13 protein-coding genes are annotated in these 13,615 nt (G+C 64.1%); all 13 read right to left on the bottom strand.

Going from position 1 to position 13,615, the window contains the following annotated elements; translation table 11 throughout:
* Nucleotides 1–53 precede the first annotated feature (53 nt).
* Nucleotides 54–1,265, bottom strand: a complete 1,212-nt coding sequence (locus tag KHO49_RS26920) for a hypothetical protein (RefSeq protein ID WP_213666151.1) — start codon at nucleotides 1,263–1,265, stop codon at nucleotides 54–56.
* On the bottom strand, nucleotides 1,262–2,065 hold the full coding sequence (locus tag KHO49_RS26915) for an outer membrane lipoprotein-sorting protein (RefSeq protein ID WP_102864344.1): 804 nt from the start codon (nucleotides 2,063–2,065) through the stop codon (nucleotides 1,262–1,264). The genes KHO49_RS26920 and KHO49_RS26915 overlap by 4 nt, the downstream gene beginning before the upstream one ends.
* A gap of 31 nt (nucleotides 2,066–2,096) precedes the next feature.
* Nucleotides 2,097–4,421, bottom strand: coding sequence for an efflux RND transporter permease subunit (locus KHO49_RS26910; RefSeq protein ID WP_213666150.1), 2,325 nt, complete (start codon nucleotides 4,419–4,421; stop codon nucleotides 2,097–2,099).
* Nucleotides 4,421–5,044: an adenylyl-sulfate kinase gene (cysC, locus tag KHO49_RS26905; RefSeq protein WP_110595800.1), complete on the bottom strand. Its 624-nt coding sequence runs from the start codon at nucleotides 5,042–5,044 to the stop codon at nucleotides 4,421–4,423. The genes KHO49_RS26910 and cysC overlap by 1 nt, the downstream gene beginning before the upstream one ends.
* Nucleotides 5,045–5,061: 17 nt before the next feature.
* On the bottom strand, nucleotides 5,062–5,682 hold the full coding sequence (locus KHO49_RS26900) for a sugar O-acetyltransferase (RefSeq protein ID WP_102864341.1): 621 nt from the start codon (nucleotides 5,680–5,682) through the stop codon (nucleotides 5,062–5,064).
* Nucleotides 5,683–5,706: 24 nt separating this feature from the next.
* Nucleotides 5,707–6,447, bottom strand: a complete 741-nt coding sequence (locus tag KHO49_RS26895) for a class I SAM-dependent DNA methyltransferase (RefSeq protein WP_102864340.1) — start codon at nucleotides 6,445–6,447, stop codon at nucleotides 5,707–5,709.
* 103 nt (nucleotides 6,448–6,550) lie between these two features.
* Nucleotides 6,551–6,904: a DUF1801 domain-containing protein gene (locus tag KHO49_RS26890; RefSeq protein ID WP_123393316.1), complete on the bottom strand. Its 354-nt coding sequence runs from the start codon at nucleotides 6,902–6,904 to the stop codon at nucleotides 6,551–6,553.
* Between the two features lie 42 nt (nucleotides 6,905–6,946).
* Nucleotides 6,947–7,339, bottom strand: a complete 393-nt coding sequence (locus tag KHO49_RS26885; RefSeq protein WP_102864339.1) for a VOC family protein — start codon at nucleotides 7,337–7,339, stop codon at nucleotides 6,947–6,949.
* A 214-nt stretch (nucleotides 7,340–7,553) separates the two neighbouring features.
* Nucleotides 7,554–11,573, bottom strand: coding sequence for a non-ribosomal peptide synthetase (locus tag KHO49_RS26880; RefSeq protein ID WP_213666149.1), 4,020 nt, complete (start codon nucleotides 11,571–11,573; stop codon nucleotides 7,554–7,556).
* A gap of 8 nt (nucleotides 11,574–11,581) precedes the next feature.
* On the bottom strand, nucleotides 11,582–11,893 hold the full coding sequence (locus KHO49_RS26875) for a phosphopantetheine-binding protein (RefSeq protein WP_181433975.1): 312 nt from the start codon (nucleotides 11,891–11,893) through the stop codon (nucleotides 11,582–11,584).
* A complete protein-coding gene (locus KHO49_RS26870; RefSeq protein ID WP_110653507.1) occupies nucleotides 11,886–12,320 on the bottom strand; it encodes a type II 3-dehydroquinate dehydratase in 435 nt (144 codons plus the stop codon). The genes KHO49_RS26875 and KHO49_RS26870 overlap by 8 nt, the downstream gene beginning before the upstream one ends.
* Nucleotides 12,298–12,969 (bottom strand): HAD-IA family hydrolase, encoded by a 672-nt coding sequence (locus KHO49_RS26865; protein WP_102879858.1) that lies wholly within the window; start codon nucleotides 12,967–12,969, stop codon nucleotides 12,298–12,300. The genes KHO49_RS26870 and KHO49_RS26865 overlap by 23 nt, the downstream gene beginning before the upstream one ends.
* The gene (locus KHO49_RS26860) at nucleotides 12,962–13,606 is read right to left on the bottom strand and encodes a sulfotransferase (RefSeq protein ID WP_213666148.1); all 645 of its coding nucleotides are present in this window, start codon (nucleotides 13,604–13,606) and stop codon (nucleotides 12,962–12,964) included. The genes KHO49_RS26865 and KHO49_RS26860 overlap by 8 nt, the downstream gene beginning before the upstream one ends.
* Between the last annotated feature and the right edge of the window lie 9 nt (nucleotides 13,607–13,615).

Genomic DNA, 13,615 nt, shown 5'->3' with positions numbered 1-13,615 from the left:
GCGTTATCCCTTTAAGCAATTGCATGGGATCGGCCCGGCGTGCGCCGGTACGATCAGAATGAATAGGAAAGCTCCAACGCCACGTGGGAATCGCTGGCCAGCGCATCCCAGACCACGTCGCTCGCGGAGCTGTTGATCAGCGCCGCGCTGACACCGGCCCGCACTGCATCGCTGAGCCCCAGGTCGAGGGAGGCGCTGAGCATGTTGTTGCGCAGATCGGACGCCTGCGCGGTGTAGCCCAGGAACACCGAGGACAAATGGGCATCGTTGAGTTCCAGGCGCGCCCCCAACAGGAACTTGCGATCAAAGATGCTCACCGGGGCCAGGGGCTGGTCACGGTCGTGGTGGTATTCACCGATCAGGCTCAGGTCGGCATCGCGCCAGGCCCGGGTAATCGCGTATTCGAGCCCCACCGACAGCTTGCGCGAGCTGTAGGCATTGTCGCTAACCCGCTGATCCAGGGCCTCGAGCTTGTACAACCATTGTTCCCTGACCCAGATCGCATCCAGCCCCCATTGCGTGACCTCGGTGTACTGGGCCACCAGGCTGTCACCTTCGGCGCGCAATGCCGGCGACCGACTGGTGCCCTTGAAGTAGCTCAGGCCGATGTCCAGGTCGGCCACCGAGACGAAATAACGCGCCGCCAGATCCAGGGAATCCGGATCGGCACCGTGGATGTACTCGGCCGCTGGCTGGACCCGGTAAGCGGCAAACCGCGCCGGCTCGCTGTAGAACTGCACCGGTTCGAAGCCGTCGAGCAGGTACAGGCTCAGATGCCCGGGCCCCAGGGTGCTGCCCAGCTTGATGGCTTTCTGCGAGAGCTTTTCTTCCGGTTGCAGACCGTCGAGGTTGTCGTAGGTGTTGATCACATCCACCAGTTGGCGGGTCTCCATGACGCCCCAATGCTCCTTGATCCGCCCCACTTTCAGCTCACGGTTGTCCTGCTCGAGGAGCACGAACAGCTCATCCCAATAGAAACTCGGCCGCGGGTCCCTGGACCCGCTCTCCAGGTAGCGCGGGTTGACCACCAGGCGCAGGCGCAGGCTGTCCCAGCTCTGCAGGTACTGGTAGTCCAGGCCCAGTTGCGCGGTGCCGGACAGCTGCCCATCGTCGACGCCCTCGGCCGGCGATGAGCTGAAGAAGTAGCGCTTGAGCGCGATCTTCGCCGACAACCCCTGCTCCGCCTCGGCCTGCACCTGGGTGACGCTCCAGCACAGCCCCAGCATCAACGCCTGGAGCCTGCGGTGGACCTTGCCTGGATTCATTGCGTCAGGTTTCCAAGCCTTGCAGGTTCAAAAGCGTCCTCCCGGATGCCGGTGCGAAACTGCACGTCGGAACTGACCAGCACGGTTTGCCGACCGGTGATGTGATTGACCATGGTCATGTTCAGGGCACGCCAGTAGCGCCCCAGGAACAACTGGTAGTCACCCAGGGTCAGGGTCTTGAACTTGCTGCCCTTGCGGTCGTAGTACTCGGTCTTCATCTGCCGGTAGTCGGTCTTGTTGTACCAGACCCAGATCGACGAATAGCCCGAATACGGATACAGCGGCACCTGCTTGACCACTGCGCACTGGAAGTCGCCGCAGGGTTCGTCGCGCAACCATTGGTAGTCGTAGTTGCCGACTTCCATTGAGCCAATGTCCTCGTAGGAAAACTCGCTGCCCGAGAACGACCCGGAACGGTCGGCCGCCGCCACCCGTTTGACCCGCTTGAGGGCCGGCAGGTACAGCCAGACCTGATCGCCTTCCTTGATCTTGGAGTGGATCAGCACCCGGGAATTCTTGATGTTCTCCGGGGCCTCGAAGGTCAGCAGCACCTTGTCGCCCACCGCCGTGCTGGCGGTTTCGAAGCTGTTCATGCGCATGAAGCGGTCGGTGCTGGCGCCCTCCTTCTCCACCAGGGTCAAGCGGATTCTGGCACTGGTGTCCTGGTAGCCCAGGTCACTGTCGCGCCAGTGATGGGCGTATTGCTGCCCCAGTTCCTGCTCCGGGCTGGCCAGCGATGTCCCCTGGTACAGCAGTGCGCAGAGTGACAGGCAGACGCTCGATACGGCATTGCAGTTCATTGTCGATTCCTTCTCTGAATACGGGTCGGGTTCAGGCTTCGCGCGTGGCCAGTCGCGTGGCGGCGCGGCCCCACAGGAAGCGGTCAAAGGTCAGCAGCACCAGGGGCAGGCACAGAGCGTCGAAGATCAGTCCGAGGAAAATCGCGATGACTGCCAGCAGGCCGAAATCGGCGTTCATCGAAAACGGCGACAAGGTCATCACCATGAAGCCCGAGGCGAGAATCACCGCATTGGCGAACACCGACGGCAGCACATGCTGGTAGGTCAGGCGCAGTGCCTCTCGTGGCGGGTGGCCCTGCACCAGGCGCAGCTCCTTGTAGTGGCTCATGATGTGGATCGTGGCCTCGACGATCAGGCCGTAGACCACCACGCAGACATTGATCGCCGCGGTATTGATCTCACCGCGCCACAGGCCCCAGAGGCCGAACATGATGAAGAACGGAAAGACGTTGGGCAGGATGCTGATCAGCCCCAGGCCGGCGTTGCGCAGGAACAGCGCGACCATCAGGGTGATGGTCACCAGTTCGAACAGCAGGCCATTGACCATGTACTCGATGCTGATGTGCGTGAGGTTGGCAAACACCACCGCCTCGCCGGTGCCCAGGCTCGGCACCAGCGCCGCACGATCGGCATGGGTCTGCCACCAGTCATCGGCCCGCTGCTTGATGTCGCGGATCTGCTGGGTGTCGAGCCGGCTCAGGGTCACCACCAGGCGCGTGGCCGACTTGTCGATGTTGATCTGGCTGCCCAGGTCGAGGCCGAACGGCAGCGACATTTCGTACACCAGCAGCATCTGTGCGGCCAACGCCGGGTCGCTGGGCAAGCGGTATTCCCCGGCCTGCCCGCCGTTCATGGTCTGGTTGAGCTTCTTCAGGGCATCACCGAGGGTGGTGACCGAATCGACTTCCGGCTGAGTCCTGAGCCACTGGGCGAAACGGTCCAGTTCGACGAGAAAGCCCGGATCGGAAATATCGCCCCTGGCCGAGGTGGCGACATATTCCAGGCGATAGATCCCGGACAGGTTGTCCATGGCGAACTCGGTGGCGTTGCGCACCGGGATGCTGGTGTCGAAGTTCTCCACGATCCGGTCATTGATCAGGTTGTTGCGCGCCGGCTCGATCGCCAGCACGAACAGCACCACAAACCCCAGCAGCCAAAGCTTCGGGTAGCGCAACAACGGCTCCATGTACAGCGAATAGCGCCGGCTGGCGGCCCCCTCAAGCGGCTTGAGCCGCAGCAGCGGGATCAGCACCGCGGCCACCGAAATGGTCACCAGCAACGCCATGACCGCACCGATGGCCGCCAGCACCCCGAACTCCTTGTAGGGCGGCGACGCGGCGAACACCAGGCTATAGAAACCCACGGCATTGGTCGCCGTGCCAATGGCAATCGGCTTGATGGTGTCCTTGATCGCCGCGCAGGCCAGGTCCACCCGGCGCTGGCCATACTCAGCGCTCATCTGCCGCGCGGCGGACAGCACGTGCATGATCTCCGCCACCGAGGTCGCCAGAACAATGGTCGGCAGCAGGCCGGTCAAGGCCGTCGCCTCAAAGCCCAGCCAGCCGCTGGCGCCCAGGGTCGCGGCGGTGGCCATGCTGATGGCGATCAGCACCACCAGCAGGGCGCCAAGACTGCGCAGCATCAGCACGCTCACCAGCAGAATGATCAGGTACATCAACGGCGTGAGCACCGCCATGTCTTGCTGCGCCGCTGCCGGATAGGCCGCCTCCACGGCCGCCAGCCCGGTCAGGTGCACCTGCAGTTGCGGGTTCTTGCGGGCAAAGTCATCCAGCAGGCGCTGGCCTTCGGCGGTGGCGGCCAGCGCCGCATCCAGGGTCTGTGGCGGAAACTGCAGGGTGACCAGCACCCCCAGCGTCTGGCCATCGCTGGACACCAGGCGCTTGACCAGTTCGATGTCATTGCGTCCCAGGCGCTCCATCAACTCGATGTGGGACGGCGTCAGGTCCGTGGGCTCGCGTACCAGGGCCTCGACATGCACCGTGTCGCCTTCGGCGAACACATGCTGGAAGTTGGTTACCGAGTCCACCCGATAAGCGTGGGGAATGTGCCAGGCCTGTTGCGTCAGCTCATGCAACTGCTCCAGGTACTCCCGGGTAAACACCGTGCCCTTGGGGTTCTTGATCACGAACAGCAGGGTGTCGGACTTGCCAAACTGCCGGTGCAAGGCGTCCAGTTGCTCGACGGTTTTTTCACCCTCGGGAAAAAACGCCCGGTAGTCGGCGGCGAAGCGGATCGAGGTCATCCCCCAGGACAACCCCGCGACCAGCGCCAGCACCAGGGCAAACAGCCAGAAACGGTAACGCTTGAGCACGCGCTCGAAGGTCGAAGTGGCCATCAATGCTGTCCTCCACCGATGCGCCCAATGACTTCCAGCAACTGCCCGACGCCGTCGTCGACACTGCGCCCTGCCGTCTCGATCAGGCACTCGCAGGCCGTCGGCGGCTGGTAGGCACTGTCAATCCCGGTGAACTCCGGCAACAGGCCACTGCGGGCCCTGGCATACAGGCCCTTGGGGTCGCGCGCTTCGCACAAGGCCAGAGCAGTGGCGACGTGCACCTCGATGAACGACGGCGCGGCAAACAACGCCCGCGCCCGCTCGCGGTCTTCAATGAATGGCGAAATCGCACTGACCAGGACGATGTAGCCACTGTCGTAGAACAGCCGGGCAACCTCCCCCAGGCGCCGGATATTCTCCTTGCGGTCGGCGGCGCTGAATTTCAGATCGCTGTTCAACCCGCCACGCAGGTCGTCGCCATCCAGGACCCGCACCCGTGCGCCCAACTGCCCGAGCCGCGCTTCCAGGGCCCTGGCCAGGGTCGACTTGCCGGCCCCCGAAAGGCCGGTGAACCACACACACAACGGTCCATGGACGAACCGGCCGGCCGCCTCGCCGAGGGAGGCGATAGCGCCGGTGTGGCCCTTGCCTGTGTCATCGATATTCACTGTCACGTCTCTCATAAACAGATCCAGTAGGTTCACTCGTACACCGAGCGGATGATTCGGCAGGGATTACCTGCCGCCAGTACCCCGGCCGGGATCGAGCGTGTCACCACGCTGCCGGCGCCGATGACGCTGCCATCGCCGACCTCCACCCCGCCCAACAGCACCGCCCCCGCGCCGATCCACACATCGTTGCCCAGCACAATCGGTGCCGCCCGCTGCACGCACTTGAGGCGAGCGTCGATGCGCACCGTACGTGCCCGGGGGTCCAGGGGGTGGGCGGTGGTCATCAGCTGTACGCCGGGCGAGAGGTAGGTGCGATCGCCGATGAGGATCCGGTTTGCGTCCAGAAAGGTGCAGTTCATGTTGATAAACACCTCATCGCCAATCTCGATATGCACCCCGTAATCACAATAAAAGTTGGGTTCTATCCAACTGTTCAGGCCCACTCGCTTGAGTAACTTCGCCAGCAGGGCCTGCTGTTCCTTGAACGCCAGAACGGAGCAATCGTTAAAGCGTCGTTGCAATGCCTGGGAGCGAAAACGCATGCGCGCAAGTTCCAGATCAGGCGTACAGAACCACTCTCCCGCGAGCATCAACTCGCGGGCCGAACGACTTTCGTCGATCACAATGCGTGGTGATTGGGAAACGTCCATGTCCAACTCCGAAGTTCTGGAAAGTCAGGCCTGGGGCAACTTTTCATAGGTCGATATATGTTTGAACGAGCCCTCGACGAAAGGCGTCTTGTCCCAACTTGACCAGCGCTGCACCAGGCGCATGCCCGCCAGCTCGGCCATCAGGTCCAGTTCCGCCGGCCAGGCATAGCGCAGCTCCACCGGAATCACTTTCACCCCTTGCTCCTGCATGCGGATAAAGCGGCAGCTGACCCGCTGCGCGACGGCATCCAGGCGCGAAGCTTCCAGCAGCACTTCGTTGCGCTCCAGGCCGCCGACATAGACCGGCTGGTCCTTGCCGTAGCGCGACAGGTCCGGATAAAAGGTCTCGATCACCAGGCGTCCATGGTCCTTGAGCAAGGCGCTGGTGGCCTTGAAGCAACTGACCTGGGCGGCCTGGGACAGCAGCAGGAACAATGAACTGAAGGTGCAGAAGGCCAGGCTGAACGGACCGCCCCCGACCCCTTCCAGGGTGGCGAAATCCGCCTCGGTCAGGGGAATGCCGGCCGCACCGGGCTTGGCCCGCAGCTTCTCCAGCATCGACGGTGATGCATCGACGCCATGCACCTGCACACCGCGTGCATGCATCGGCAAGGCGAAACGCCCGGTGCCGATCCCCAGCTCCAGCACCGGCTCGCGGGTGCCGGCCATTGCCACCAGGACCTCGATGGCATTGGCCGGAGCCTCGCCGTACAGGTCGTCATAGATATCGGCCAGGGTTTCGCCGTAAGTGCTGGCATCGTTCATGTGCTCATTCCACTCTGTGGTTTTTTCAGGGCAATAAGGTCCCGTGCGGGGGATATGATCCCCCGCAGGAAACAACCGTTAGTTAGGTGTTCAGTTCAAAAGACTATTGATTGATTGCTTGCCTTACATAATCAGCAAGATGCTTCTTTTGAACATCCGATACAGCAAACAACTTGATATGCCTGCGAAACTTTCCAGAGCCTTCGAGCACCCCGTGCGGGTCGTCGAACAGATAGCCCTGACCAAACTCCACCGATACATGGTCGGTATAGGCATAGACCCCGCAGAACGGCGCTGCACGGGAAAACATGATGCCCCCGTACTTGACCATTTCCGCGACGCCGCCGCAGGTTTCCTCCACCACCTGGCGCACACGCTGGACGATGTCCAGCAAGGCTCCGTGGGTGCTGCCGATGTCCTCGAGCAACGCCAGGACCGCATCCTCGGTTTTAACCATGACCGCGTACTCCCTGGCAGCCCGCAACCTCAAGCCCGGTGCTCACTGGCCCACCGGAGTGCACAACTCCACCAGGGTTCCGGCCGGGCAACGCACATAGGAAACCACCTGCCCCCAAGGCTTGTGCTGAATAGCCGCGTGCTCGGTGGCGCCGGCGGCCAGGGCCTTGGCATGGGCCTTGGGCACATCATCGGTGACCAGGGCGATCTCGATGCCCAGAGGTTTGTGCTGAGGGCTGCAGAACTGGTAGCCGCCTTCACAATTGGAGTCCGCCAGGCCGCGGCTGGCGAAGGCCAGGGTCGTGGCGCCACTGTCGAGTTCACCGTAATCACCGGACTCGTCGAGGAAACGACGGGAGAAACCGAAGGCGTCCTCGAAGAAACGGATCGAGGCTTCAACATCGGGAACATAAACAATCGTGTATCCAAACTTCACAGTGTCACTCCTTTAATTACCCTGTTTATGAGGCTCCTGGCGCCTGGGTGGCAGCCTTGGAGCCGAGGCGAATTTTCCCGGTTAGCGGGGCGATCCGCCAGTGCAGAATCAGCCTGGAACAGCACTTTCAGACACTCCACATCATGGCCCGCAGCCACTAGTGAGCCGCCTGCCGGGGTGGCCACTGGGCGCGCACGCCTGTGTTCACCAGCGTTCATGTCCCTGCCTGGCGGTCATCCGCCGCGCTGACTTCGCGCACCGCCGCCGCCAGGCTCAGCAAAATCTGCTCCAGGGCCGCCCCGGAAAGAATGCTGTAGTGGTCACCAACCAGGGTCAGGCAATGGGCGTCCCGGTCCTGTCCGGCCAAGGGACGCAGCCCGCTGGACGGCTGCTCGACGCTGGCCTGCAGGTGCCAGGTCGGGCAAGCCGGCGCTCGGTAGCGATAATCGAGCAAGGCGGCGTAGTGCCGACAGAACAAGGCAAAGCGTTCCTGGGTGGCGCTCTCGCAGACTTCGGCTACCGCCTGGCCCGTGGCCTGGATCTGGGCGCAATGCTCCAGGTCGTCCTGGAACAGTTGCTGCAACAGGCTCGGCGGCAATTGCACCACGCTGTCCAGCGGCGCGCCCGCATCGAGGGTCACCAGCGCCAGTTGCTGACGGCCGCGGTCACTGAGCAAGCGGGCCATTTCCACCGCCAGCACGCCACCGAACGACCAACCGGCCAGCACCACCGGACGTGCTGCCTGCAGGCTGTCCTGCAATTGCTCCAGGTACTCCAGGGCCTGATCCTCAAGCGTATCGAAACGCTGGCCAGCGTCGGCACACAGGCCAATCACCTGGAAGTCCTCGCGGGTGGCACGAATCATCGGCCAATAGCACGACAACGCCCCGCCCACCGGGTGCACCAGCACCAGCAAGGGTTGCGGCTCACCGCTGCCGGCGCAGAAATCCACCCGGTTGCGGTGCCGCCGGCCCGTGCCCTGCATATGCCCGAGCAAGGCACTGACCGAGGGATAGGCGTAGATGTCCGCCAGGCTCAGGTCCAGCCCCAGCTCAGTGTTCAACCCCAGCAGGATGTGCACCGCGTGCAGTGACGAGGCGCCCATGTCGAACCATGAATCAGCCGCGCCACGTACCGCCGGCAACACCCGCTGGACGCAGCTCAGCAGCAGTTCCTGCCGGGCCGAGAAGCCCACCTCCTGCACCGGCTCGCCGGGTTCGCAAAGCCCTGGCAGCAAGGCCACCAGCGCCCCCCGGTCCACCTTGCCGTTGGCGCTCAGCGGCATCTGCGCCAGCGCGAACAACTGCACCGGCAGCATGTAGGGATTGAGGTACTGCGCCGCGAAGGCCAGCAACTGCGGGCCACTGGGTGCCGGCTGACCGGCGACGAAAAACCCGTACAAGGCCCCGGCAGCGTCTACACACACCGCCACCTGTTCGACCCCGGGGGCGCGTCCCAGCACCGCATCGATCTCCGCCAGTTCCACACGCATGCCATTGAGCTTGACCTGCAAGTCCTCGCGGCCGAGAAACTCGATCTCCCCGTCCATTCGCAGCCGTCCCATGTCACCGGTGCGGTAGACCCGCTGCTGCAACCCGGGCTCGATGAAGAAGGCCTGCTCGGTCCGTTGCCGATCATGGATGTAACCCGCCGCCAGGCCGTCGCCGGCGATGTACAGCATGCCCTTGACCCCTGGCGGGCAACGCCGGCCCAGCGCGTCGAGAATGTAGAACCGCTGGTTGCTCAGCGGTCGGCCATAGGGAATGCTCGGCCACTCGGGGTGCACTTGCTGGACCTCGAAGCAGTTGGACCAGATGGCCGCCTCGGTGGCGCCCCCCAAGGCCACGAAGCGCGAACCCGGTGTAAGCTCCCGCAGGCGCTCGGGCAATCCCAGGGCGATCCAGTCGCCGCTGGCCATCCACAGGCGCACACTCGCCGCCGGCGCCGGCAGGCCCACCGCCCTGGCGTAGCCCAGGGCCATTTCCATGATCGCCGGGACCGAGTTCCAGACAGTCGCCCCATGGGTCCGTGCCGCGTCGAGCCAGGCCTGGGGCTCGGCCCGCTCTCCATTGGCCGGCAGGATCAGCGCACAGCCGCACAATGCCGGCATGAACAGGTCGAACACCGACAGGTCGAAGCTGAACTCACTGACCCCCAGCAGCCGGTCCTGGGCGTCGATGGCAAAGCGCTCGCGACAGTCCAGCAGGGTATTGAACGCGGCGCGATGGCTGACCGCCACCCCCTTGGGCGTGCCCGTGGTGCCGGAGGTGAACATCAGGTAGGCCAGGGAACTGTCCACCGCCGGATAAGCCGGTGCGATAGCGGCGCCCTGCGCCTCCGGCGACGCCAGCCAGCGCCGGTAGTCGAGCGACCAGTTCACCGGCGATGCGAGCACCGCCGCGATGTCCGCAGCATCGTCGCCCAGCACCGTGGTGGCCGCTGCCTGGGTGATGATCGAATGCACCCGGCGCACCGGGGAACTCTTGCTCACCGGAACATAGGTCGCCCCGGCCATCAGTACCGCGTAGATCGCCACCACATTGGCGCTGTCCCGACTGCCGCGCACCACCACATGGTCACTGGGCCCCACGCCGTTTTCATTCAGGTGGCTGGCCAGACGACTGGCCAGGCGCAACAGTTCGGCAAAACTCAGACTGCTGCCAGCGCTCAACAGCGCCGGCGCATCCGGGCGCAGCGCCGCTTGCCTGGACAGGCCCTGATGCAGAGCCTGCCGAGGCAGCGGCCGCGTGCAGTGATTGAAGGCATCGACCCGGGCCAGCAGTGACTCAGGCAAGGCCAGCTCGCTCAGCTCCCAGGTCGATGGCTGGTTGGCCAGGCGCTCCAGGGCGCCATGAAAATGCTCGAAGGCCTGGGCGACAAGCCCGGGCTCGAACAAGCCCTCGCGCTCGTCCCAGGACAGGCACAAGCCCGCCTCGCTTGCGAAGGCCTGGGCGTCGATCCAGATCTGCGGCGTCATCATCGCGTGATCGGTCTGTTGCAGCGGTGGCGCCGGCAGGTCCATTTCCAGCAACGAGGAAAACACATAAGGCATCGGCGGCTCGCTGCTGTCGAGACGCTGGTCGTGTTCGCGAATCCATTCGCGGACCACTGACACGCCATCGTAGGCGGCATGCTGCAGCGCACCGTACAGGTCCTGCTGGACCCGCTGGGCGCAGGCGGCAAAGGCCAGGGGTTGGGATGGCAGATCGAGCAGCAGGGTATCGGCGAAATTGCCGATGGTGCGGGCGAACTCCGGCCCCAGCAGCGTCCGGGTGCTGTACATGACGCTGCAGGTCACCGTGGTCCTGCCCGACCAGCGTGCCAGGGTCTGCAGATACACCGTCAGCAGGACCGCATTGAGCGACACCCGGTGATGCCGTGCCGCCGCACTCAGCGCCTGCTGCAGCGCCGGCGTCAGGACCACCCGATGCTCGATGAAGCGCGCCGGTGTTGCACTCGCCTGCCGACGCCGAGCCAGCGGCAGGTCCGGACCCGCAGCCAGTTGGGGAATCTTTTGCAGCCAGTAGTGCCGGGCCTTGAAACGCGCCAGGCGTTGGGCCCGGCTCCACGCCGCGACTTGCGCCGGGGCATAGCCCTGCGCTTGCAGAGGACTGTCTCCGGCGACCAGTGCCAGCAAGTCACCGATAAAAATCTGCACCGCCGGGGCATCGAACAGCGCCAGCCGATAGACCACATGCAAACAGCGCTCATGGGGACCTGCCACCAGCACCAGGCGAAACAGCGGCTGCTCCGCGGTCAACGGCGCAATCGGCATGGCGCTGTTCGCCAGGGCCGTGCAACGCCGTGGGTCCGTCCCCTCTGCAGCGACCTGCTGCTCGACCATCAGCTGCGGCGCGACCAGCGGCTTGAAGCGCGGGACCTGGGCGTCCAGGGTGTACGCCAGGATCGGGTGCAAGGCCAGCAGGCGGGGCAATGCCGCTTGCAATTGCGCGGCCGTGGGCACCGCGCCGGCATAGACCAGGTGCAGATAGGCAGCACTGCCCTGGCTGAAAGCCGAATGCTCACCCAGCCAGTAGGCCTGGCGCAGCCCGCCAAGGTGAGACGCCAGTGGGTCCGTCGGGGCCAGGTACGCCAGCAGGCGACTCCTCTCATGACCCACTAAATGGCGGATATCTTCAGGCAGTCCGTCTGCGCCGCAGTAGTAGCGCAGGCGCCCGCCATCTTCATAGAGATGCACACCGCGCTGTTCCCAATGCTCGATCAATGTCGCCATCGCCTGGCTCATAGTTCGCCCTCGCAGATTGCCCCGGCACGCCGGTCGGCCGCCCCCTGCAGCACGGCGGCAACAAACTCGCCGAGGGTCGCGGTGCCGACGATCAGGGTCAGGTCAATCCCGTCCTCGCCGCACAGTTGCGGATGCAGTTGTTCGAGCAGTGCACACAGTTGCAGGGCCTGCAACGAGCTGCCCCCGATGGCGAAGAAGTTCTGCCCGGCATGCAACTGCTCCTGCGCCACCTTCAGCAAACGGGCGCAGAGGCCCAGCACGTCGTCCATCACCTGAGTCTGCAGTGGTACCGCCGTTGCACTACACATGGCCGGCTCCCACCAGTGCCGCGGCGGCCAGGGCATAGCCATCAGTGCCCAGACCGGCAATGAAGCCGTGGCACAGGGGCGCCAGCAACGAACTGTGACGGAAGCTCTCGCGGGCAAACAGGTTGGAAATGTGCACCTCCATCCAGCGCCCCGGGTAGTCCTGCAAGGCATCGCGCAGGGCCCAGCCGGACATCATCAGCGCCCCCGGATTGATAATCATCGCCTCGGCCTGATGCTGGCTCTCGATGAAGTCGATCAACTCGCCCTCATGGTTGCTTTGTCGGGCCAGCACCGTCCAGCCACGGGAGGCGGCGACCGCGGTGACCTCAGCGGTGATCTGGTCCAGGGTCTTGGTGCCATAGACCTGCGGTTCGCGCAGCCCCAGGCGCCCCAGGTTGGGGCCGTTAAGCAGGAGTAATGTCGGCATGGCGAGCCACCTCCAGCAAGGCCAGGATCTGGCCTGGCGCAGTCAGTTGATAGGTGCTGGGATAGCGCCGGATCTCCTCGCCGGGATGATCCCAGAGCGCCAGCGCGGTCTGCATGCCCGACGCCTGGCCGCACTGCAGGTCAGCCAGGGCATCGCCCACGAACAGGCAGCTCGCCGGGTCCAGATGCAACTGTTCGACAATCATCCGGGCCATGTCCGGCGCCGGCTTGGGATTGGCCACGTCGTCGCTGCCGACGATGCAGGAGAAGTACTTCAGCAGGCCCAGGTACTCGAGAATCGCCACCGTGCGCCCATGGTCCTTGCCCGTGGCGATCGCCATGGGAATGCCCCTGGCATGCAAGCTCGCCAAGAGTCCCCCGACGCCTTCGAACACGCGGATGCGCTGCATTCGCGCGTTGCTTTCACGCATGAACACCGGGTGCATCTGCGCCGGCAGCCCCATGATCTTCATGATCTGCACAAAGCTGCGTCCCAGGTGCTTGCAGTACTCGCTGAACGGTGGTGGCTCGACGTCCGCCCCTACCACCTGGGCATGGGCCGCGTGGTAGGCCTCGCGAATCACTTGCTTGCTGTCGATCAAGGTTCCGTCGAGGTCGAAGATGACTGCACGGATGGGCAATTCAGACATGGCTCGCAGCCTCCATCGCCGCTTGATGATTCAGACCTCGATCCACCGTGGCCGCCATCGACTGCACCGCCAGGGGCAAGGGTGAGAGGAATGCCGCAACCCGGGTGAATTCGCCGTCAGGGTCTTGCAGCACCCGTTGATAATCCAGTTCCAGCAGTTGCATGTTCGGCCGCGAACGGACCCATGCCAGCACCTGGGCCACATGCTCGCGATACAGCCGCGCCAGTTCCTCGACCTCCTGCCCTCCCCAGACCTGACCGCTGTGGTGCTCGGCCATGTCTCGCTGGGAACGGATCACTGCATCGATATCACGGTGCATGAACAACACCCGATACCCGTGGGTCGCTGGCAGGTGCTGGAGAAAGCGCGACACCAGCTTGACCGCACGGCCGCGGGCCTGGTCCATCCACCCCAGGTAGCCGTCGCGGGACTTGACCGCTTCCCATTCGAAATAGCCATGGGGATTGCGTTCATCGCCCTGGCGCAGGTTGTCAGTCAGCGGTGCCAGGCCGGCACTGGCCAGGGCACGCATCATCATCGAGGTGCCGCTGCGCGGCAGCCCGGAGACCACGGACACGAAGCCGCCATCGCCAGCAACGCAGTCCGCTACATTCATGCATTCATATTGCTTAAGCATCCCAGCTCC

The sequence above is a fragment of the Pseudomonas sp. RC4D1 genome, assembly GCF_018390395.1.
In the GTDB taxonomy this organism is placed as follows: domain Bacteria; phylum Pseudomonadota; class Gammaproteobacteria; order Pseudomonadales; family Pseudomonadaceae; genus Aquipseudomonas; species Aquipseudomonas danubii.
Note: the sequence above shows the minus strand (reverse complement) of the source record. Positions and strands in the feature narration are given on the sequence as shown.

Excerpts from the sequence above, each read along its gene's own strand:
- KHO49_RS26920 (WP_213666151.1), bottom strand. The coding sequence starts at position 1,265 with ATGAATCCAGGCAAGGTCCACCGCAGGCTCCAGGCGTTGATGCTGGGG.
- cysC (WP_110595800.1), bottom strand. The coding sequence starts at position 5,044 with ATGAGAGACGTGACAGTGAATATCGATGACACAGGCAAGGGCCACACC.
- KHO49_RS26880 (WP_213666149.1), bottom strand. The coding sequence starts at position 11,573 with ATGGCGACATTGATCGAGCATTGGGAACAGCGCGGTGTGCATCTCTAT.
- KHO49_RS26860 (WP_213666148.1), bottom strand. The coding sequence starts at position 13,606 with ATGCTTAAGCAATATGAATGCATGAATGTAGCGGACTGCGTTGCTGGC.
- KHO49_RS26890 (WP_123393316.1), bottom strand. The coding sequence starts at position 6,904 with ATGGTTAAAACCGAGGATGCGGTCCTGGCGTTGCTCGAGGACATCGGC.
- KHO49_RS26895 (WP_102864340.1), bottom strand. The coding sequence starts at position 6,447 with ATGAACGATGCCAGCACTTACGGCGAAACCCTGGCCGATATCTATGAC.
- KHO49_RS26865 (WP_102879858.1), bottom strand. The coding sequence starts at position 12,969 with ATGTCTGAATTGCCCATCCGTGCAGTCATCTTCGACCTCGACGGAACC.
- KHO49_RS26870 (WP_110653507.1), bottom strand. The coding sequence starts at position 12,320 with ATGCCGACATTACTCCTGCTTAACGGCCCCAACCTGGGGCGCCTGGGG.
- KHO49_RS26910 (WP_213666150.1), bottom strand. The coding sequence starts at position 4,421 with ATGGCCACTTCGACCTTCGAGCGCGTGCTCAAGCGTTACCGTTTCTGG.
- KHO49_RS26915 (WP_102864344.1), bottom strand. The coding sequence starts at position 2,065 with ATGAACTGCAATGCCGTATCGAGCGTCTGCCTGTCACTCTGCGCACTG.
- KHO49_RS26900 (WP_102864341.1), bottom strand. The coding sequence starts at position 5,682 with ATGGACGTTTCCCAATCACCACGCATTGTGATCGACGAAAGTCGTTCG.
- KHO49_RS26875 (WP_181433975.1), bottom strand. The coding sequence starts at position 11,893 with ATGTGTAGTGCAACGGCGGTACCACTGCAGACTCAGGTGATGGACGAC.